Source organism: Burkholderia sp. AU4i, from assembly GCF_000466765.1.
Classification (GTDB): Bacteria; Pseudomonadota; Gammaproteobacteria; order Burkholderiales; family Burkholderiaceae; genus Burkholderia; species Burkholderia cepacia.
This window is the reverse complement of sequence record NZ_ASSI01000199.1, coordinates 1-20,273: the sequence shown is the minus strand read 5'-3', so window position 1 is coordinate 20,273 and position 20,273 is coordinate 1. Positions and strand designations below refer to the sequence as shown.

21 protein-coding genes and 1 tRNA gene are annotated in these 20,273 nt (G+C 65.7%); 16 read left to right on the top strand and 6 right to left on the bottom strand.

The window, feature by feature from the left end:
- The 8 genes from L810_RS35750 to hisC form a co-directional block, all read left to right on the top strand.
- Positions 1 to 1,302: tetratricopeptide repeat protein (locus L810_RS35750; RefSeq protein ID WP_042977549.1), on the top strand; the 1,302-nt coding region annotated here is incomplete at its 5' end.
- Complete coding sequence (gene lolB, locus L810_RS35745; RefSeq protein WP_021163054.1) at positions 1,302 to 1,922, top strand: lipoprotein insertase outer membrane protein LolB; 621 nt, start codon at positions 1,302 to 1,304, stop codon at positions 1,920 to 1,922. The genes L810_RS35750 and lolB, both read left to right, overlap by 1 nt.
- Positions 1,923 to 1,947: 25 nt before the next feature.
- Complete coding sequence (gene ispE / locus L810_RS35740; RefSeq protein ID WP_021163053.1) at positions 1,948 to 2,829, top strand: 4-(cytidine 5'-diphospho)-2-C-methyl-D-erythritol kinase; 882 nt, start codon at positions 1,948 to 1,950, stop codon at positions 2,827 to 2,829.
- Positions 2,830 to 2,884: 55 nt separating this feature from the next.
- A tRNA-Gln gene (locus L810_RS35735) sits at positions 2,885 to 2,961 on the top strand.
- Between the two features lie 44 nt (positions 2,962 to 3,005).
- Positions 3,006 to 3,968: a ribose-phosphate pyrophosphokinase gene (locus L810_RS35730; protein WP_027789096.1), complete on the top strand. Its 963-nt coding sequence runs from the start codon at positions 3,006 to 3,008 to the stop codon at positions 3,966 to 3,968.
- Positions 3,969 to 4,129: 161 nt separating this feature from the next.
- Positions 4,130 to 4,735, top strand: a complete 606-nt coding sequence (locus tag L810_RS35725) for a 50S ribosomal protein L25/general stress protein Ctc (protein ID WP_021163051.1) — start codon at positions 4,130 to 4,132, stop codon at positions 4,733 to 4,735.
- Between the two features lie 120 nt (positions 4,736 to 4,855).
- Positions 4,856 to 5,455, top strand: coding sequence for an aminoacyl-tRNA hydrolase (gene pth / locus L810_RS35720; RefSeq protein WP_021163050.1), 600 nt, complete (start codon positions 4,856 to 4,858; stop codon positions 5,453 to 5,455).
- Positions 5,456 to 5,569: 114 nt separating this feature from the next.
- On the top strand, positions 5,570 to 6,637 hold the full coding sequence (gene hisC / locus L810_RS35715) for a histidinol-phosphate transaminase (RefSeq protein ID WP_021163049.1): 1,068 nt from the start codon (positions 5,570 to 5,572) through the stop codon (positions 6,635 to 6,637).
- Between the two features lie 84 nt (positions 6,638 to 6,721).
- On the opposite strand, the gene L810_RS35710 is transcribed toward hisC, so the two are convergent.
- The 3 genes from L810_RS35710 to rsmD all read right to left on the bottom strand — a co-directional run bounded on the left by L810_RS35710 (position 6,722) and on the right by rsmD (position 8,271).
- Positions 6,722 to 6,988: a YfhL family 4Fe-4S dicluster ferredoxin gene (locus L810_RS35710; RefSeq protein ID WP_006477774.1), complete on the bottom strand. Its 267-nt coding sequence runs from the start codon at positions 6,986 to 6,988 to the stop codon at positions 6,722 to 6,724.
- Positions 6,989 to 7,047: 59 nt separating this feature from the next.
- On the bottom strand, positions 7,048 to 7,545 hold the full coding sequence (coaD, locus tag L810_RS35705; RefSeq protein WP_021163047.1) for a pantetheine-phosphate adenylyltransferase: 498 nt from the start codon (positions 7,543 to 7,545) through the stop codon (positions 7,048 to 7,050).
- A 111-nt stretch (positions 7,546 to 7,656) separates the two neighbouring features.
- A complete protein-coding gene (gene rsmD / locus L810_RS35700; protein WP_021163046.1) occupies positions 7,657 to 8,271 on the bottom strand; it encodes a 16S rRNA (guanine(966)-N(2))-methyltransferase RsmD in 615 nt (204 codons plus the stop codon).
- A 216-nt stretch (positions 8,272 to 8,487) separates the two neighbouring features.
- Between rsmD and ftsY the strand changes: the two genes are divergently transcribed.
- Positions 8,488 to 9,642 carry a signal recognition particle-docking protein FtsY gene (gene ftsY / locus L810_RS35695; protein ID WP_021163045.1) on the top strand — a complete coding sequence of 385 codons (1,155 nt, stop codon included), beginning with the start codon at positions 8,488 to 8,490 and terminating at the stop codon, positions 9,640 to 9,642.
- Positions 9,643 to 9,725: 83 nt separating this feature from the next.
- On the opposite strand, the gene maiA is transcribed toward ftsY, so the two are convergent.
- Positions 9,726 to 10,370, bottom strand: a complete 645-nt coding sequence (gene maiA / locus L810_RS35690; RefSeq protein WP_042977548.1) for a maleylacetoacetate isomerase — start codon at positions 10,368 to 10,370, stop codon at positions 9,726 to 9,728.
- Positions 10,371 to 10,563: 193 nt separating this feature from the next.
- Between maiA and ybiB the strand changes: the two genes are divergently transcribed.
- Both ybiB and leuA read left to right on the top strand, forming a co-directional pair.
- Positions 10,564 to 11,538 (top strand): DNA-binding protein YbiB, encoded by a 975-nt coding sequence (gene ybiB, locus L810_RS35685; RefSeq protein ID WP_021163043.1) that lies wholly within the window; start codon positions 10,564 to 10,566, stop codon positions 11,536 to 11,538.
- Between the two features lie 380 nt (positions 11,539 to 11,918).
- A complete protein-coding gene (gene leuA, locus L810_RS35680) occupies positions 11,919 to 13,565 on the top strand; it encodes a 2-isopropylmalate synthase (protein WP_021163042.1) in 1,647 nt (548 codons plus the stop codon).
- Positions 13,566 to 13,705: 140 nt separating this feature from the next.
- Here leuA and L810_RS35675 read toward each other — a convergent pair whose 3' ends face one another.
- Both L810_RS35675 and L810_RS35670 read right to left on the bottom strand, forming a co-directional pair.
- A complete protein-coding gene (locus L810_RS35675; RefSeq protein WP_021163040.1) occupies positions 13,706 to 14,089 on the bottom strand; it encodes a nuclear transport factor 2 family protein in 384 nt (127 codons plus the stop codon).
- 45 nt (positions 14,090 to 14,134) lie between these two features.
- Complete coding sequence (locus tag L810_RS35670; RefSeq protein WP_021163039.1) at positions 14,135 to 14,704, bottom strand: acyloxyacyl hydrolase; 570 nt, start codon at positions 14,702 to 14,704, stop codon at positions 14,135 to 14,137.
- A 358-nt stretch (positions 14,705 to 15,062) separates the two neighbouring features.
- Between L810_RS35670 and rpoH the strand changes: the two genes are divergently transcribed.
- From rpoH to cydX, 5 genes are all read left to right on the top strand, one after another.
- Complete coding sequence (gene rpoH, locus L810_RS35665) at positions 15,063 to 15,998, top strand: RNA polymerase sigma factor RpoH (RefSeq protein WP_021163037.1); 936 nt, start codon at positions 15,063 to 15,065, stop codon at positions 15,996 to 15,998.
- 379 nt (positions 15,999 to 16,377) lie between these two features.
- Positions 16,378 to 16,656, top strand: coding sequence for a cytochrome oxidase putative small subunit CydP (gene cydP / locus L810_RS35660; protein ID WP_021163036.1), 279 nt, complete (start codon positions 16,378 to 16,380; stop codon positions 16,654 to 16,656).
- Positions 16,646 to 18,226: a cytochrome ubiquinol oxidase subunit I gene (locus L810_RS35655; RefSeq protein WP_021163035.1), complete on the top strand. Its 1,581-nt coding sequence runs from the start codon at positions 16,646 to 16,648 to the stop codon at positions 18,224 to 18,226. Before cydP ends, L810_RS35655 begins: the two co-directional genes overlap by 11 nt.
- A 31-nt stretch (positions 18,227 to 18,257) precedes the next feature.
- Positions 18,258 to 19,394, top strand: coding sequence for a cytochrome d ubiquinol oxidase subunit II (gene cydB, locus L810_RS35650; protein WP_021163034.1), 1,137 nt, complete (start codon positions 18,258 to 18,260; stop codon positions 19,392 to 19,394).
- A 55-nt stretch (positions 19,395 to 19,449) separates the two neighbouring features.
- Positions 19,450 to 19,566: a cytochrome bd-I oxidase subunit CydX gene (gene cydX / locus L810_RS44395; protein ID WP_021163033.1), complete on the top strand. Its 117-nt coding sequence runs from the start codon at positions 19,450 to 19,452 to the stop codon at positions 19,564 to 19,566.
- Positions 19,567 to 20,273: the final 707 nt, after the last annotated feature.

Below are 20,273 nucleotides of genomic sequence, written 5' to 3'. Positions count from 1 at the left end.
GCGACCGGCGAGACGCGCGGCCCGGCGATCCTCGCGCTGCAGGCGCTGCTCGTGCGCGGCCCCGACCGCGTCGGCGGCCTCGCGGTGCTGAAGGACATGCTGAAGAACGACCTGAACCGGCCCGAGGCTCAGCTCGCGATCGCGCGCCAGCAGCTTGCGGTCGACGACAAGGACGGCGCCGCGCAGTCGCTGAAGCAGGCGCTGCAGATCCGCCCCGACTACCTGCCGGCGGCCCTGATGCTGTCGCAGATGGGGCCTGCGGAACGCGCGGCGGGCATCGCGTCGTTCGAGAAGTATGTTCAGCAGAATCCGAAGTCGCGCGATGCGCGGCTCGCGCTGTCGCAGCTCTATCTCGCCGACGATCGCCTCGACGACGCGCAGAAGCAGTTCGAGACGATGCGCAAGCTCGACTCGAAGGATCCGACGCCGCTGATGGCGCTCGCGCTGATCAAGATCCAGCAGAAGAAGCTCGACGAAGCCACCGCCTACCTGAAGCAATACGTGCAGCTCGGCGACAAGCAGCCGAACCTCGACGTCGGCCAGGGCTACATCTACCTCGCGCAGATCGCGATCGACCAGAACAACGACGCGCAGGCGTCGCAATGGCTCGACAAGGTCGACCAGACGAGCCAGCACTATCTCCCGGCGCAGATCACGCGCGCGCAACTGCTGCAGAAACAGGGCAAGACCGACGAGGCGCGCAAGGTGCTCGACAACCTGCCGATCACGGATCCGCGCGATGCCGCCGTGGTCGCTCGCACCGACGCGTCGATCCTGTTCACCGCGAAGCGCTATCCGGAAGCCGAGGCCCGGCTCGGGCAGGCGGTCCAGGACTTCCCGGACGATCCCGACCTGCGCTACGACTACGCGATGGCGGCCGAAAAAACCGGCCACTACACGACGATGGAAAAGCAGCTGCGCGAGCTGATCCGCACGCAGCCCGACAATCCGCAGGCGTACAACGCGCTCGGCTATTCGCTCGCCGACCGCAACCAGCGGCTGCCCGAAGCCAGCAAGCTGATCGACAAGGCAATGACGCTCGCGCCGAACGATGCCTACATCATGGACAGTCTCGGCTGGGTGAAGTACCGGATGGGCGATACGGCCGGCGCGGCGAAGGTGCTGCGGCGCGCGTACGAACTGCAGCCGAACGCCGAAATCGGCGCGCATCTCGGCGAAGTGCTGTGGAAGAGCGGCGCGCAGGACGACGCGCGTTCCGCGTGGCGTGACGCGCAGAAGCTCGAGCCGGACAACGAAACGCTCGTGCAGACGCTGAAGCGCCTCCAGATCAACGGCCTCTGATGCAGATGTTCCCGACGTTTTCCCTGTCCTCCCGCGCGCAGCGCACGCTGGCCGCAGCCGGCGCGGCGCTCGCGCTCGCCGGCTGCGCGAGCACGCCGCCGTCGGCCAGCGCGCCGACGGGCGCGCCGCTGCAGACCGCCGCAACGCACGCTTACCATGGCCGCTTCGCGGTGCAGTACGACGACCGTCTCGGCAAGCAGCAGAACGTGTACGGCAACTTCGACTGGCAGGAGCACGGCGACGACGTGTCGCTCGAGCTGCGCAGCCCGCTCGGCCAGACGCTCGCGGTCGTGAAATCGACGCCGCAGGCGGCATCGCTCGAATTGCCGAACCGTCCGACGCAATATGCGCCGGACGTCGGCGACCTGATGCAGAAAACGCTCGGCTTCGAACTGCCGCTCGCGGGCCTGCGCTACTGGCTGCTGCCCACGGCCGCGCCCGCGACCCCTGCGGAGACGGTGCGCGACCCGGCCGACGGCACGCGCGTCAAGCAGATCCGCCAGGACGGCTGGACGATCGACTACCTCGCCTACGCGGATGCCCCGGCCACGGGCGTCAAACGCGTCAACCTCGTGCGCGCGACCCCGCCGCTCGACATCAAGCTCGTGCTCGACCAGTGAGCACCGGCCCAGCCCAGACATACGCATGACCGATTCGACCCGCTCGCTGCGCAATTGCCTTGCGCCCGCGAAACTCAACCTGTTCCTGCACATCACCGGCCGCCGCCCGAACGGCTATCACGATCTGCAGAGCGTGTTCCAGTTGCTGAACTGGGGCGACACGCTGCATTTCACGCTGCGCGACGACGGTCGCGTCGCGCGCGTCACCGACGTGCCCGGCGTGCCCGAGGAAAGCGACCTCGTCGTGCGCGCGGCCAACCTGCTGAAAGCACATACGGGCACCGCGCACGGCGTCGACATCGAGATCGACAAGTGCCTGCCGATGGGGGCCGGCCTTGGCGGCGGCAGCTCCGACGCCGCAACGACGCTGCTCGCACTGAACCGCCTGTGGCAACTCGACCTGCCGCGCGCCGAGCTTCAGTCACTCGCGGTCAAACTCGGCGCAGACGTTCCGTTTTTTATTTTTGGAAAAAATGCGTTCGCAGAGGGTATCGGAGAAGAATTAGCTGAGGTACAATTGCCGACTCGCTGGTTCTTGGTTGTGACGCCAAGCGTTCATGTCCCGACCGCTGAAATATTTTCAGATGAGTTGTTGACAAGAGATACGAAGCCCGTCACAATTGCTGACTTTCTTGCACAGCAAACCAGCGATGCGGGATGGCCAGATAGCTTCGGCCGGAACGACATGCAGGAAGTTGTAACAAGGAAGTACGCGGAAGTTGCGCAGGTGGTTAAAAGGTTGTATGATTTGACCCCCGCGAGGATGACCGGCTCCGGAGCAAGCGTGTTTGCAGCGTTTCACAGCAAGCACGAGGCAGAAGCGGCGAAAGCCAAGCTGCCCGCCAGTTGGAAGGGTGAAGTTGCCGAGAGCCTGAACGAGCATCCGCTCTTCGCTTTCGCGTCATGAAGTTTTACTTTGTCGAACGGCCTACACGAGTTCGGTGAAGCAGTCAGTTAAGTGTAGGGGAGTCGCCAAGTTGGTCAAGGCACCGGATTTTGATTCCGGCATGCGAGGGTTCGAGTCCTTCCTCCCCTGCCAAAAATTTTCCCGCATTTCCCGCCCAAGCCTGAAGCAGGTGCACGATGAGCAGCCACAGCCATGATGGCCTGATGGTCTTTACTGGCAACGCGAATCCCGCGCTCGCCCAGGAAGTCGTCAATATCCTTGGTATCCCCCTCGGCAAAGCAATGGTCAGCCGTTTCTCCGACGGCGAGATCCAGGTCGAGATCCAGGAAAACGTGCGCGGCAAGGACGTCTTCGTCCTGCAATCCACGTGCGCACCGACGAACGACAACCTGATGGAACTGATGATCATGGTCGATGCGCTCAAGCGCGCATCCGCCGGCCGGATCACTGCAGCCATCCCCTACTTCGGCTACGCCCGTCAGGATCGCCGCCCGCGTTCGGCGCGCGTTGCGATCTCGGCGAAGGTCGTCGCGAACATGCTGGAAATCGCCGGCGTCGAGCGGATCATCACGATGGATCTGCACGCCGACCAGATTCAAGGCTTCTTCGACATCCCGGTCGACAACATCTACGCAACGCCGATCCTGCTGGGTGACCTGCGCAAGCAGAACTACCCGGATCTGCTCGTCGTGTCGCCGGACGTCGGCGGCGTGGTGCGTGCCCGGGCACTCGCGAAGCAGCTCAACTGCGATCTCGCGATCATCGACAAGCGTCGCCCGAAGGCGAACGTCTCCGAGGTGATGAACATCATCGGTGAAGTCGAAGGCCGCACCTGCGTGATCATGGACGACATGGTCGATACGGCAGGCACGCTCTGCAAGGCCGCACAAGTGCTGAAGGAGCGCGGCGCGAAACAGGTTTTCGCCTACGCGACGCACCCGGTGCTGTCGGGTGGCGCGGGTGACCGCATCGCCGCGTCGGCACTCGACGAGCTGGTGGTCACCGACACGATCCCGCTGTCCGCCGAATCGCTCGGCTGCTCGAAGATCCGTGCACTGACGAGCGCGAGCCTGCTGGCCGAAACGTTCTCGCGGATCCGCCGCGGCGATTCGGTGATGTCGCTGTTCGCGGAATCCTGATCGCGAATCGACTGAACAAAGCATGCGCAGAAAGCGAAGCGGCAACGCTTCGCTTTTTGCACAATCGGACGGGATAGACGAAACCCCGTCCGCTTCATCGGGGGCCGACATTTGACGGCCCCGTTTTACTGCCTGGTCGCGGGCAGCCATTGGAGAATCATATGAAAGTCGTCGCTTTCGAGCGCCAACAGCAAGGTACGGGTGCGAGCCGCCGCCTGCGCAACGCCGGTAAGACCACGGGTATCGTTTACGGTGGCGAAGCAGCCCCGCAAAAGATCGAACTCGATCACAACGCCCTGTGGCACGCCCTGAAGAAAGAAGCTTTCCACTCGTCGATCCTCGACCTCGAAGTGGCTGGCCAGTCGCAACAGGTTCTGCTGCGCGACGTGCAATACCACCCGTTCAAGCAACTGGTGCTGCACGTGGACTTCCAACGCGTTGACGCGAAGAAGAAGCTGCACACGAAGGCTCCGCTGCACTTCCTGAACGCTGAAATCAGCCCGGCCGTGAAGCTGTCGAGCGCGATCGTTTCGCACGTCGCGACGGAAATCGAAATCGAGTGCCTGCCGGCTGACCTGCCGGAGTTCCTCGAAGTCGACCTGTCGAAGATCGAAGCCGGTCAATCGCTGCACGCGAAGGACATCGCACTGCCGAAGGGCGTCGCGCTGGTCGCGCACGTCGACGCGGAAAACCCGGTTGTCGCATCGGCGACGGTCCCGGCTGGTGCCGTGTCGGACGCAGCCGAAGGCGAAACGCCGGCTGCCTAAGCGGCTGCCTACGCGCCCCATCGATCCGTTTCACGAAACGGTCGACGCAACCCGCCGCGGCTTGCCCGGCGGGTTTTTCTTTTTCTGCGCCCAGGCGGCGGCTGCCGCCTTCGAAACGTCATGATCAAATTGATCGTCGGCCTCGGCAATCCCGGGGCGGAATACACCGCGACGCGCCACAACGCCGGCTTCTGGCTGATCGATCAGCTCGCCCGCGAAGCAGGCGCGACGCTGCGCGACGAGCGCCGCTTCCATGGCTTCTACGCGAAAGCGCGCCTGCACGGTGAAGAAGTCCACCTGCTCGAGCCGCAAACCTACATGAACCGCTCCGGCCAGTCGGTCGTCGCGCTCGCGCAGTTCTTCAAGATCCTGCCCGACCAGATCCTCGTCGCACACGACGAGCTCGACCTGCCGCCCGGCACCGTGAAGCTGAAGCTCGGCGGCGGCAGCGGCGGCCACAACGGCCTGAAGGACATCACCGCACACCTGTCGTCGCAACAGTACTGGCGACTGCGGATCGGCATCGGCCATCCGCGCGACCTGATTCCGGAAAGCGCCCGCGCCGGCGCGAAGCCCGATGTCGCGAACTTCGTGCTGAAGCCGCCGCGCCGCGAGGAACAGGACGTGATCGACGCGTCGATCGAACGCGCGCTCGCCGTGATGCCGATGGTCGTCAAGGGCGAACTCGACCGCGCGACGATGCAGCTGCATCGCAACTGACCGCAGCGCTCCACCACGACCGTCGCGCCGTCCGGCGTCGCCGGGCGGCCCGGTCCGCCCCATCCTGCGCACACTTGCGGTAATCTGGTCGCTTTGCCCGACAGGAGCCAAGCGGTGAGCCGTTACTGGAGCGACGTCGTTCAGCAACTCGTGCCTTACGTGCCGGGCGAGCAGCCCGCGCTTGCACACCCGGTCAAGCTGAACACCAACGAAAATCCCTATCCGCCGTCGCCGCGCGTCGTCGCGGCGATCGCGCGCGAACTCGGCGCGACCGGCGACACGCTGCGCCGCTATCCGGACCCGGTTGCACGCGCACTGCGCGAGACGGTCGCGGCCCATCACCGCATCCAGCCCGAGCAGGTGTTCGTCGGCAACGGCTCCGACGAGGTGCTCGCGCACGCATTCCAGGCATTGCTCAAGCACGACCGGCCGCTGCGCTTCCCCGACATCACGTACAGCTTCTATCCGACCTATGCACGCCTGTACGGCGTCGAGACGACGGTCGTGCCGCTCGCGGATGACCTCTCGATCCGTGTCGACGACTATCTCGACGATGCCGGCGGCGTGCTGTTTCCGAACCCGAACGCGCCGACCGGGCGCGCGCTGCCGCTCGCGGATGTCGAGCGGATCGCGGCCGCGAATCCGTCGTCGGTCGTCGTGATCGACGAAGCCTACGTCGACTTCGGTGCGCAGTCCGCGATTGCGCTGATCGATCGCTACCCGAACCTGCTCGTCGTGCACACGACGTCGAAGGCGCGCTCGCTCGCGGGCATGCGCGTCGGTTTCGCATTCGGCGACGCCGCGCTGATCGACGCGCTGAACCGCGTGAAGGACAGCTTCAACTCGTACCCGCTCGACCGGCTCGCGCAAGTCGCCGCGCAGGCGGCATACGAAGACACCGATTATTTCAGCGCAACCTGCCGGCGCGTGATCGACAGCCGGACGCGGCTCACGCACGCGCTCGGCACGCTCGGCTTCGACGTCGTGCCGTCGGCCGCGAATTTCGTGTTCGCGCGCCATCCCGCGCACGACGCGGGCGCCATCGCGGCCAAACTGAAGGAACGGGAAATTTTCGTGCGGCACTTCGGGCTGCCGCGAATCGACCAGCACCTGCGCATCACCGTCGGCACCGATGCCGAATGCGATACGCTCGTCGCGGCGTTGCGCGAGCTGCTGGCCTGACATGAAGGAACCGGCGCCAGGCGGCGCCGATCCGGATGCGTGACGTGCGTGCCGAACAGCCCAGGCGCGCGCGTCACCACGGGGTCACGACGCGTCGTCGCCTTTCACGGCGATCAACGCGTGATACTTCTCCATCAATTGCGCGTGCGATTCGTCATGCTGCGGATCGCGCGGAATGCATTCGACCGGACACACCTGCTGGCACTGCGGTTCGTCGAAATGGCCGACGCACTCGGTGCACTTGTTCGGGTCGATCACGTAGATGTCCGGGCCCATCGAAATCGCGCCGTTCGGGCACTCGGGCTCGCACACGTCGCAATTGATGCACTCGTCGGTAATCATCAAAGCCATACTGATCTCACTTCTTCAGGCCGGTGGCCGGCTTCGCGACGAAACCGGCCGGCGCCGCGTCACGCGGCAGGGCCTCCCATCGCCGTCACTTTCTCGGTCAGCCACTTCTCGACGGACGGGAACACGAACTTGCTGACATCACCGCCCAACTGCGCGATTTCGCGCACGATCGTGCCCGAGATGAACTGGTACTGGTCGGACGGCGTCATGAACATCGTCTCGACGTCGGGCAACAGATAGCGGTTCATCCCCGCCATCTGGAACTCATATTCGAAATCGGACACGGCACGCAGGCCGCGCACGATCACGCGTGCGTTGTTGGTGCGGACGAAGTCCTTCAGGAGGCCGGTGAAACTCATCACCTTCACGTTCGGGTAATGGCCGAGCACCTCGTTCGCAATCGTCAGACGTTCTTCCAGCGAGAAGAACGGCTTTTTCGCGCGGCTGTCGGCCACACCGACCACCAGCGTATCAAAAATGCTCGACGCACGCCGCACGAGGTCTTCGTGCCCGCGCGTCAGCGGATCGAACGTACCGGGATACACGGCGACTACCATGTCGCTCCTCCTGTCATCACGCAAACGGGATGGCAGCGGTGCCATGCGCACGCGACTGCCGAGATGGGCATGCGTCGCCTTTGCAGCGCGCCGCCTCGTATGGAACGCGCATTATTCATCATTTTCGCGCCGCAGCAAATGATAGTGAACCGCACCGGCCTTGCCGTGCTTCACCACCTCCCAGCCCGCGAGCGCATCATGCGCGGCCGGGTCGAGTTCCGCGCCCGTTTCGACGTACAACGCGCCGCCCGCCGCGACGAGCGGCGCCGCCAGCGCGACCGCGCGCTCGAGCACAGCCGGTTCGCCGAACGGCGGATCGAGAAACACGACGTCGAACGCGCCCGGCGTGAGCCCGGCCGCGAGCCGCAACGCGTCCGCCTCCGCGACCTCGACCGCACGCGCGCCGAGCTTGTCCTTGATCGCACGCAGCTGCTGCGCGGCGCGTGGATGGCGCTCGACCATCACGACGCTCGCCGCGCCGCGCGACGCGGCCTCGAAACCGAGTGCGCCCGTGCCCGCGAACAGGTCGAGGCAGCGACGGCCTTCGAGATCCTGGCCGAGCCAGTTGAACAGCGTCTCGCGCACGCGATCGGGGGTCGGCCGCAGGCCGTCGAGATCGAGCACCGCGAGCGGCGTGCGTTTCCAGTCGCCGCCGATGATGCGGATCGTGTGCGGCTTGCCGCGGCTGGAAGGGGCCGCCGGGCGGCCGGAAGAGGAACGGGACATACGGAATATCGACGACGGAGGGACCGGGCGCGCGCAGGGGCGCACCGCCAAACAGGCGCACGTTACCACAGCGGCGGCGCGCACTGACGCGAGCGCCACGCCGCACTGATAAAATGCACGGTTTCGGCCGCCGTGCGCCGCGCCCGCGCGAACGCAGGACGGCCCGTCCGGTGCCCCGCTTCTGGCGGCGGCCCGCCCTCTTCCCGACGTCAGACCATGTTCAGCTTCTTCAAACGATTCAAGAAAACGCAGGAGCCCGATCCGGCGGAATCGCAATCGGCCGACGCGCAGCAAACGGACGAACCGTCCGATGCGCCCGCGGTCGAGGCTCCGCCCGCGGCCGAGGTGCCGCAAGCGCCCGCGCAGCCGGCCGCGCCGGCCGTCGTGATGACGGTCACACCGACCAACGACGGGCGAGACGAAGTCGTCGAGACGGTCGAAATCGTTCCGCCGCCGCTGCAGGACGCCACCGCGAAGAAATCGTGGCTCGCCCGCCTGAAAACGGGGCTCGCCAAGACGGGCTCGAGCATCACCGGCGTCTTCGTCAACACGAAGATCGACGAGGATCTGTACGAGGAGCTCGAAACCGCGCTGCTGATGTCCGACGCGGGCGTCGACGCGACCGAGTACCTGCTCGGCGCGCTACGCGAAAAGGTGCGCGCGGGCCGCCTGACCGACCCGCAGCAGGTGAAGGCCGCGCTGCACGACCTGCTCGTCGAGTTGCTGACGCCGCTCGAGAAGTCGCTGATGCTCGGCCGCGCGCAGCCGCTCGTGATGATGATCACCGGCGTGAACGGTGCGGGCAAGACGACCAGCATCGGCAAGCTCGCAAAGCATCTGCAGAGCTTCGACCAGTCGGTGCTGCTGGCCGCGGGCGACACGTTCCGCGCGGCCGCGCGCGAACAGCTGGCGGTCTGGGGCGAGCGCAACAACGTGACGGTCGTGCAGCAGGAAAGCGGCGATCCGGCCGCGGTGATCTTCGACGCGGTCAGCGCCGCGCGCGCGCGCAAGATCGACGTGATGATGGCCGACACGGCCGGCCGCCTGCCGACGCAGCTCCACCTGATGGAAGAGCTGAAGAAGGTGAAGCGCGTGATCTCGAAGGCGCACGACGGCGCGCCGCACGAAGTGCTGCTGGTGATCGACGCGAACACCGGCCAGAACGCGCTCACGCAGGTCAAGGCGTTCGACGACGCGCTCGGCCTCACCGGCCTCATCGTCACGAAGCTCGACGGCACCGCGAAGGGCGGGATTCTCGCCGCGATCGCGCGGCAGCGCCCGGTGCCGGTCTATTTCATCGGCGTCGGCGAGAAGGTCGAGGATCTGCAGCCGTTCAGCGCGGTCGAATTCGCGGACGCGCTGCTCGGCTGAACACCGCCGGCACGCATCGCACGGGGCGCCTTCGGGCGCCCTTTTTCATGCGCGCCCGGTCATGCATGCCGGGCGCACCGCGCTCATTCGGCGTCGGGCTGCGCGCCGGGCTCGGCGGCCTTGAACGCATCGATCGTCGACGCATGGTCGACGATCCGCTGGATCGTCGGATAACGCGTCGTATCGATCGAGAAGCGGTTCGCGTTGAACACCTGCGGCACGAGGCACACGTCGGCGAGTGTCGGCGTGTCGCCGAAACACAGCTTGCCGGTGCGCGGATCGCTCGCGAGACGGGTCTCGAGCGATTCGAAGCCCGCCTCGATCCAGTGCCGGTACCACGCGTTCTTCGCCTCTTCGGACACCTTCAGCGTGTGCTTCAGGTACTTCAGCACGCGCAGGTTGTTGAGCGGATGGATTTCGCACGCGATCTGCAGCGCGACCGCACGCACATAGGCGCGATCGACCGGCTGCTTCGGCAGCAGCGCCGGTTCCGGATGGGTTTCCTCGAGATATTCGATGATCGCGAGCGACTGCTGCAGCGTCGCGTCGCCGTCGGTCAGCGTCGGCACGACCGCGTCCGGATTCAGCGCGCGGTACGTGTCCTTCAGTTGCTCGCCGCCGTCACGCAGCATGTGCACGGGAACATAGTCGAACGGCAGCTGCTTCAGGTTCAGGGCGATCCGCACGCGGTACGACGCGGAACTGCGGAAATAGCTGTAAAGCTTCATGGGATGTCTCTCGTAGTCGTATTCGGCCGGCAACGGCACGGGCGCGGCGCAGCCGGCGCGCGCACCGCCGGGAACCAGAGTGTAGCGCGCCGCGATGCGCCCCCTTGCTTGCGCCGGCCGTGCCCATGCGATACTCGGGCATTCCTTACCGCTCACAGCGCGGCCCGATGCCGGCCGCCCGCCCCACGCCCCGATGACCGCTTCCCACGATCCCGCCGCCGTCCCGTTCCCGTGCGCCCGCTTCATCAAGGAAATCGGCCGCGGCCCGAACGGCGCACGCGCGTTGTCCGCCGAGGACACGTTCGAGCTCTATCGCGCGATGCTCGACGCGCGCGTGTCGGATGTCGAACTGGGCGCGATCCTGATCGCCTATCGGCTGAAGGGCGAATCCGCCGACGAGCTGGCCGCGATGCTCGCCGCCGCGCAGGCGTCGTTCGAGCCCGTGCACGTACAGGACGCGGCGTTCCGCCCCGTCGCGATCCCGAGCTACAACGGCGCGCGCAAGCAGCCGAACCTCGTGCCGCTGCTCGCACTGCTGCTCGCACGCGAAGGCGTGCCGGTGCTCGTGCATGGTGTCGAGCAGGATCCGGGCCGCGTGACGAGCGCCGAGATCTTCTCGGCGCTGTCGCTCGCGCCGTCGGCGTCGCACGATGCGATCGAGGACACGCTTGCCGAGCGCCGCGTCGCGTTCGCGTCGATCGAGGTGCTGGCGCCGCGCATCGCCCGCCTGCTGTCGATGCGTCGCGTGCTCGGCGTGCGCAATTCGACGCACACGCTCGTGAAGATCCTGCAGCCGTTCGCACCGGCCGGCCTGCGGCTCGTCAACTACACGCATCCGCCGTACCGCGACAGCCTTGCGCAGCTGTTCCGCGACCATCCGGACGCCGCGCTCGGCGGCGCGCTGCTGGCGCGCGGCACCGAGGGCGAAGCCGTTGCCGACACGCGGCGCCAGGTGCAGGTCGACTGGCTGCACGACGGCGTGTGCGACACGCTGATCGAGGCCGAGCGCTCGTCGACCGATGCGCCCCCCGTCGCCCTGCCCGAATCGCGCGATGCGGCCACGACGGCCGCGTGGACGGACGCCGTATTGCGCGGCGAGGTGCCGGTGCCCGACACCGTCGCCCGCCAGGTCGCGACGATCGTGCAGATCACCCGCATCGCGCGCTGACGGCACGCCCGCGAACCGGCCCCGCGCGCCGGGCATTTGACACGCGGGCGCATCCTGGCATAGAGTTGCCGTCATGCGTTCCTTTCCGAACACCCTCCGAATTACCTCCGGCCGCCTAGCGCGGCCGCTATCGCTACGACTAGCCTAAGGCTGTCGTAGCGCCGTGTGCTGTCCGCACGGTCCCTCCCAGCAGTTCCTCGCAGTACCCCTCTCGCAGTTTTTACAACCCGAAGTCGTCAGCATTCGTCCGTCTATCCGTCGGCCGATTCGCGAAGATCATCCGCATCCGCAGCGCGCTCACGTGCCGCGGAGCGAGGCAGCGCCAACCGTCGCCCATGCCGCCCGTCTTCGCTCGCGACTTGAGACCCGAGGTCCAGAAGATGCAGCGCAATCCGCAAGACAAGTACCGTCCGTTCGAGCCCGTCCGCCTCAATGGCCGCAAATGGCCGTCGCGCACCATCGAGCGCGCGCCCGTCTGGATGAGCACCGACCTGCGCGACGGCAACCAGTCGCTGATCGAGCCGATGAGCATCGAGCAGAAGCTCGAATTCTTCGAGATGCTGGTCGCGATCGGGTTCAAGGAGATCGAAGTCGGCTTTCCGTCGGCGTCGCAAACCGACTTCGATTTCGTCCGCAAGCTGATCGACGACAAGCGGATTCCCGACGACGTGACGATCGAAGTGCTCGTGCAGGCGCGCGAGGACCTGATCGCACGCACGTTCGACGCGCTCGAGGGCGTGCCGCGCGCGATCGTGCACCTGTACAACGCGGTCTGCCCGTCGTTCCGCCGCATCGTGTTCGGGATGTCGAAGGCCGACGTGAAGGCGCTCGCGATCGACGGCACGCGCATCATCAAGGAGCACGCCGCCGCGCGCCCCGACACGCAGTGGACCTTCCAGTACTCGCCTGAAACCTTCAGCATGACCGAGCTGACGTTCGCACGCGAGATCTGCGACGCGGTCGCGCAAACCTGGCGCCCGACCCGCGACCACAAGATGATCGTCAACCTGCCGGCCACCGTCGAAGCCGCGAGCCCGAACGTGTTCGCCGACCAGATCGAATGGATGGACCGCAACCTCGCGTATCGCGACAGCATCGTGCTGTCCGTGCATCCGCACAACGACCGCGGCACGGCGGTCGCGGCGGCCGAACTTGCGCTGCTCGCGGGCGCCGACCGCATCGAGGGTTGCCTGTTCGGCAACGGCGAGCGTACCGGCAACGTCGATCTCGTCACGCTCGCGCTGAACCTCTACACGCAGGGCATCGATCCGGGCCTCGATTTCTCCGACATCGACGCGGTGCGCCGCGTCGTCGAACGCTGCAACCAGATTCCGGTGCATCCGCGCCACCCGTACGCGGGCGACCTCGTGTTCACCGCGTTCTCAGGCTCGCACCAGGACGCGATCCGCAAGGGCTTCGCGCAGCAGCGCCCCGACGCGCCGTGGGAAGTGCCGTACCTGCCGATCGACCCGGCCGACCTCGGCCGCAGCTACGACGCGGTGATCCGCGTCAACAGCCAGTCCGGCAAGGGCGGCGCGACGTTCCTGCTCGAACGCGGGATGGGCTTCACGCCGACGCGGCGCGTGCAGATCGAATTCAGCCACGCGGTGCAGACGCTTGCCGACGCGTCGGGCGAGGAAGTGACGGGCGACGCGATCTGCGCGCTGTTCGCGCGCGAATTCTTCGAGACAGACGGCCCGGCCGCGCGCCACGGCAACGGCGCACGCTGGCGGAACCGCGAGATCGCGACGGCGCCCGCGGCGGATATCGCGCCTGACAATGCCGTGCGACGTTTGGCCGCGGCATTCGCGGCCGCCGCCGGCGTCGCGATCGACATTGCTTCGTGCGAACACGCGCGCACGATGGACGGGCGGATCGCGGTATCGGTGGGCTGCCGGGTCGGCGATGCGCCGCTGCGGCACGGCGTCGGCCTGCACGCCGATGCGGCGGGCGCCGCGCTCGATGCGCTCGTCAGCGCGATCAACCGCTCGGCCTGGCACTGCGCGGATCGCCGCGCGGCGGCCTGACGGCCGGTTCCGTTTCAGGGTTCAAACGTCAGCGAGCGGTGCGTGACCGCTCGTGCGCCGCGCGATCCGCGCCGCACGAGGCAGCAAAAAGCGGCCCAGAAGGCCGCTTCGAGGGACATGAAAACGGGCGCCACGCGCGCTCATGTCTCGGTCGCGCACCGCGTCGCCTGCCACGCGAACAGGCTCCAGCGGCCCTGTTCCTGGGTGTGGACGGAGGTATACGCAATCGGGAAGACCAGGCCGCCGTTGTTCGTTTCCATCTCGATCAACGCACGCCCGGTGACGACGCAGGTTTCATCGCCGACGGGCAGCACGTCCTGCGACTGGATTTCGATCTGGCGATAGCGGCGGCGGCCGGCGACGATGGCGTCGATGAACTGCTGCTTGGTTTCGCGTTTGCCGTTGGTGTGCACGAAGAACACCTTGTCCGACAAAAGCGCGCCGAGCGCCTCGCCGTCGCCGTCCACCATCGCCCGGAACCGATCGCGCTCGAGCGCGCGGATCGCATCGATCACCTTCGCCATCGCCTGACTCCTCGGCAACGCGCACGCCGTGCGCGGGCGTGCGGATCAGAAGTTGTACTGCACGTAGAACTGGTGGAAATTTATACCAGGATTCGGCTCTTTGATACCCGCGTTAGACACATGTTCAAAACGGTAGCCGACCTGATACTGTTGCCGTTGGCCGAACTGCACGCCCACCCCCGCGGTCGGCGAGAACTGGAACGCGGTCCCGAGCGAGAAATGATCCGAGATCGTCGGGTGCGTCAGCAACCGGACGCCGCCGCCGGCCTCGATGAACGGGCGAATCTCCCCGGCGCTCTTGATGAAGCGGAACAACGGCGTCACGCCGAATTCGCCGATGCTGCCGTGAACGTTGCCGCCCGTGTGCCAGTAGCCGGCGTGCCCTTCCACGACGAACGCGAAGTGCCAACCGCCCATTTCCCACCAGTTCCAGCCCGGATCCCACACCACGCCGAGATCGCCCTTGTCGACCCCGTGGCGATCCGAAAAACCGCCGCCCGCCTGAATCCCCCACCGATCCGCGAATGCCGCGCCCGATCCTCCCAGAAGGGACGCCGCCAGCATCGCGTGCAGGACAAGCCGGCTGCGGGGCCGGCGATTCTTCTTATTGTTCATCTGACACTCCAACTTTGTGGGTTGAATGGAACCTGCCGCTGCGGCCGGTTCGAGCGAACTGAATGGTATGGTAAAGGACTTTTCGGATCGGCATCACGAAGCGAAATGGCTTCCTTCCAAAACAACAAAAATTGAAATCGTCTACTGATTTCCATCTGAAACAACGGCTTACGGAACTTCGCCCCACCTCCCCTGTCGCAGAATAGACTATCGACTCGACTAACTCGATAGAAAAACGGGAACTCCGATGCCCACGCTTGCTCTAAGGAATTAGCACTCAGCTTGCGGGAGTGCTAAGATGCCCCACGGAATCTCATTCGAGACCGGGGGTTTGTCCCTGATTCCAAAGGAGTTTTTAGTGAGCAACGCCCTGACCCTCCCGAACACCCTGAGCCCGACGCCGGCCAAGGCCGAATCGGCAGGCTCGCTGGCGCTCGCAGCTCAATCGATGTTGCCGGGCCAGCTTGGCAACATCGACGCGTATATCCAGGCCGTCAATCGCATTCCGCTGCTGACGGCAGAAGAGGAACGCCAGTACGCGACCGAATTCCGCGAAAGCAACAATCTCGACTCGGCACGCCGCCTCGTGCTGTCGCACCTGCGGCTCGTCGTGTCGATCGCGCGCAACTATCTCGGGTATGGCCTGCCGCACGGCGACCTGATCCAGGAAGGCAACATCGGCCTGATGAAGGCCGTGAAGCGCTTCGATCCGGCCCAGAACGTGCGTCTCGTGTCGTACGCGATCCACTGGATCAAGGCCGAGATCCACGAGTACATCCTGCGCAACTGGCGCATGGTGAAGGTCGCGACGACGAAGGCGCAACGCAAGCTGTTCTTCAACCTGCGCAGCCACAAGAAGAGCATGCAGGCGATGACGCCCGAGGAAATCGACGGCCTCGCACAAGAGCTCAACGTCAAGCGCGAAGACGTGACCGAAATGGAAACGCGCCTGTCGGGCGGCGATATCGCGCTTGAAGGGCAGGTCGAAGACGGCGAGGAGTCGTACGCACCGATCGCCTACCTGGCCGACTCGCACAACGAACCGACCGCCGTGCTCGCCGCGCGTCAGCGCGACTCGCTGCAGACGGACGGCATCGCGCAGGCACTCGACGCGCTCGACGCGCGCAGCCGCCGCATCATCGAGGCACGCTGGCTGCACGTCGACGACGACGGCTCGGGCGGCTCGACGCTGCACGATCTCGCCGCCGAGTTCGGCGTGTCGGCGGAACGCATTCGCCAGATCGAGGCGAGCGCAATGAAAAAGATGCGCACTGCCCTCGCCGAATACGCGTAAATCACCGGCGATTCAAAGCGCCTCATCGAAAACCGCTGCCTGACCGGCAGCGTTTTTTTTGCCCGCCTTTTTCACCGGTTTTTGGCCGGTTTATCACTCGCCTTTCCGCCCCCCTCTTCGCTCGTTTCTCCGTCGATTAATCGACCTGTTTGATCAGGTATTGGACGGTTCGCGGGCCCCTTCCGCATAAGCTTGATCTGCCTCAAGTTTCGGCCCGTGTTTCGCGACGGTCTGCCGCAGCGCAGCACTCGGCATCGGAAAGCAGTCCTTTTAAAATTGGCATGTCAGGCGCAAAAGGATTAAAACAGCTTCACGGCCGTCATAAATCCGACGTAAAGTCCGCCCCAATTCCGACCTACATCGATTCAGGATAATCGCCTTGATCTCGATCAATAAAGAGCCTGCGCCGCCTCCCCCGCGGTCGGCCGGTACGATCGGCTGGCGTGCGCGTATCGCCGCGTGGGCACGCGGCCCGACCCTCGCCCGCGACATCAGCCTGGTGTTGATCGTCAAGCTGATCCTCCTGATGTCGCTCAAATACGCATTCTTCAATCATCCGCAGGCCGAGCACATGTCGCTTCCGCCTGCCGCCGTCGCCGAGAAGCTGCTCTCGGTGCCGGCGCCTGCACCCACCGAGGGAGACCACCATGATAAGTAGCGAAGTCGTCGATCTGTCGCGTCTGCAGTTCGGCATCACGGCGCTCTACCACTTCCTGTTCGTGCCGCTGACGCTCGGCCTGTCCTGGCTGCTCGTCATCATGGAAGCCGTCTACGTGATGACCGGCAAACAGGTCTACAAGGACATGACCCAGTTCTGGGGCAAGCTGTTCGGGATCAACTTCGCGATGGGCGTGACGACCGGCATCACGCTCGAATTCCAGTTCGGCACGAACTGGTCGTACTACTCGCACTACGTCGGCGACATCTTCGGCGTGCCGCTCGCGGTCGAAGGCCTGATGGCGTTCTTCCTCGAATCGACGTTCGTCGGCCTGTTCTTCTTCGGCTGGAACCGCCTGTCGAAGGTCAAGCACCTGATGGTCACGTTCCTCGTCGCGCTGGGCTCGAACCTGTCCGCGCTGTGGATCCTCGTCGCGAACGGCTGGATGAACAACCCGGTCGGCGCCGAGTTCAACTACCAGACGATGCGCATGGAGTTGACGAGCCTGTTCGACGTGCTGTTCAACCCGGTCGCGCAGGTGAAGTTCGTGCACACCGTGTCGGCCGGCTACGTGACGGCCGCGATGTTCGTGCTCGGCATCTCGTCGTGGTACCTGCTGAAGAAGCGCGACACCGACTTCGCGCTGCGTTCGTTCGCGGTCGCGGCCGGCTTCGGCCTCGCGGCGACGCTGTGCGTGATCGTGCTCGGCGACGAGTCGGGCTATACGACCGGCGAAGTGCAGAAGATGAAGCTCGCCGCGATCGAATCGGAATGGGAAACCCAGCCGGCACCGGCCTCGTTCACGCTGATCGGCATTCCGAACCAGAAGGAAGAGCGCACCGACTACGCGATCAAGATCCCGTATGCGCTCGGCCTGATCGCGACGCGCTCGATCGACGAGCCGGTGATCGGCCTGCGCGAGCTCGCGAAGCGCAGCGAGGAGCACATCCAGAGCGGGATGCTCGCGTACGGCGCCCTGCAGAAGATCAAGGAAGGCGACACGAGCGATGCGACCCGCGCACTGTTCGACCAGCACAAGCAGTATCTCGGCTACGGGCTGATGCTCAAGCAGTTCACGCCGAACGTGGTCGATGCGACGCCGGAGCAGATCAAGGCCGCCGCGAAGAAGACGATCCCGCCGGTCGCGCCCGTGTTCTTCTCGTTCCGGATCATGGTGTTCCTCGGCTTCCTGTTCCTCGCGACCTTCGTCGCCGCGTTCTGGCTCTGTGCGCGCCGGCAGCTGCTGCAGGACAACCGCCGCTGGTTCCTGCGCTATGCGGTGTGGGCGATCCCGCTGCCGTGGCTCGCCGCGGAATTCGGCTGGGTCGTCGCCGAGCTCGGCCGCCAGCCGTGGACGATCGCGGGCATCCTGCCGACGCATCTGTCCGCGTCCAGCCTGACGTCGACGGACCTGTACCTGAGCCTCGCCGGTTTCATCGCGTTCTACACGGCGCTGTTCGTCATCGAGATCAAGCTGATGTTCAAGTACGCGCGCCTCGGCCCGTCGTCGCTGCATACCGGCCGCTATCACCACGAACTCGTGGCCGCCAGCGAGCGCGCCCCGGCCTGAGCACGCACCTGAAACGGAACAAGGAATCGCTATGGACTATGCAACTCTCAAGGTGATCTGGTGGCTGCTCGTCGGCGTGCTGCTGATCGGCTTCGCCGTCACCGACGGCTTCGACATGGGCGCGACCGCGCTGCTGCCGTTCCTCGGCAAGACCGACGAGGAACGCCGCATCATCGTCAACACCGTCGGTGCGACATGGGAAGGCAACCAGGTGTGGCTGATCACGGCCGGCGGCGCGATGTTCGCGGCCTGGCCGCTCGTCTACGCGGCGTCGTTCTCCGGCTTCTACTTCGCGATGCTGCTCGTGCTGTTCGCGTTGTTCTTCCGGCCGGTGGGCTTCGACTACCGCAGCAAGCGCCCTGACCCGCGCTGGCGCGCGGGCTGGGACTGGGGCCTGTTCGTCGGCGGCTTCGTGCCGGCGCTCGTGTTCGGCGTCGCGTTCGGCAACCTGCTGCAAGGCGTGCCGTTCAAGTTCGACAGCGACCTGCGCGTGACCTATTACGGCGGCTTCTGGGCGTTGCTGAATCCGTTCGCGCTGCTGTGCGGGCTCGTCAGCCTCACGATGCTCGTCGCGCACGGCGCGGCCTTCATCAAGATGAAGACGGAAGGCGTGATCGCGCGCCGCGCATCGATCGCGCTGCGCGTGGCGTCGTTCCTCGCCGTCGTGCTGTTCGTGCTGGCCGGCGTGCTGATCGCTTCGTATGTCGGCGGCTTCCACATCACGCACGCCGCGCCGACCGATACGGTCGCGAACCCGCTGCTCAAGGACGTCGCCGCGGGCTCGGGCCTGTGGCTCGCGAACTACGGCGAATTCCCGTGGATGATCGCGGCGCCCGTCGTCGGGATCGCGGGCGGCCTGCTCGCGATGCTGCTCGCCGGCTCGAAGCAGGAAAAGACGGCCTTCTTCTGCACGGGGCTGATGATCGTCGGCGTGATCCTGACCGCCGGCTTCTCGATGTTCCCGTTCATCATGCCGTCGTCGCTCGACCCGAGGAGCAGCCTGACCGTGTGGGATTCGACGTCGAGCCACATGACGCTGCAGGTGATGCTGTTCGCGGTGATCGTGTTCCTGCCGCTCATCCTGCTCTACACGAGCTGGGTGTATCGCGTGATGCGCGGCAAGGTCACGCGCGAGGTGCTCGAAGAGAACACGCATTCGATGTATTGAACCCGGCCGGGGCGCGCAGGCGCCCCGCCGCCCCCGTTTCGCAAGGAGTCGGATCATGTGGTATTTCAGCTGGATTCTCGGTATCGGCGTCGCGCTGTCGTTCGGCATCGTCAATGCGATGTGGCTCGAAGCACGGCAGAAAACGCAGGAAGCACGCGTAACCCGCAACTGACGCGTTCGGCCGATCGAGCGGCCGCCGCCCGGAAGGAACCTCGCCTCGTGCGAGGTTTTTTTTCGCCCGGACAAGCCGGACACACCGATGCCAATTTAGCGCCAGATTGATACCACTTGAATACCAATAAAAGGTTTCATAAGATCTTTGGACACGGCCGCTGACAGGCCGAATCCATCTGGGTGGGGGAGACATGCGAATCCCGTATGCGGCGCGCACGTGCGCGCCATCTCGCCGTCGCCGCGCGGCGGCAGGTTACGCTTCGTCCGCGCCCGGCGCCGCCGTCGTCCGCGCCGGTCACGCGTGCGCCTTTGTCACCGGGCGCGTCGCCACCGCGTCAGGGTCAGCATCGTCCGCAACCGCGGCCGCCGTCGTGCCCGGCCGATGAGGACGCGCACCCGCCCGCGCCGATCCGACCGGCACGCCTGCCCGCCACCCGTTCCGTAACGCACGCATCCGCGTGCCGACTGCGCGCAGGGCAGCCGCATCGCCCGCGCATCCTGTTGTCCCCGCAGCTCCGTTGAAAGACCCGCCCGCAGCGACGTCATCCCGTGACGCCGCTACGCCCCCCTTTTTTCTCAGGAGTCCGCATGAGCCGAACCTTGTCCACCCTGTTTGCCGGCGTGCTGATCGCGGCACTGCCGCCGGTCGCGCTCGGCGCGCTGCCCGCGTCGAGTGCGGCGGTCGCGGCGGCCGGTGCCGTCCGC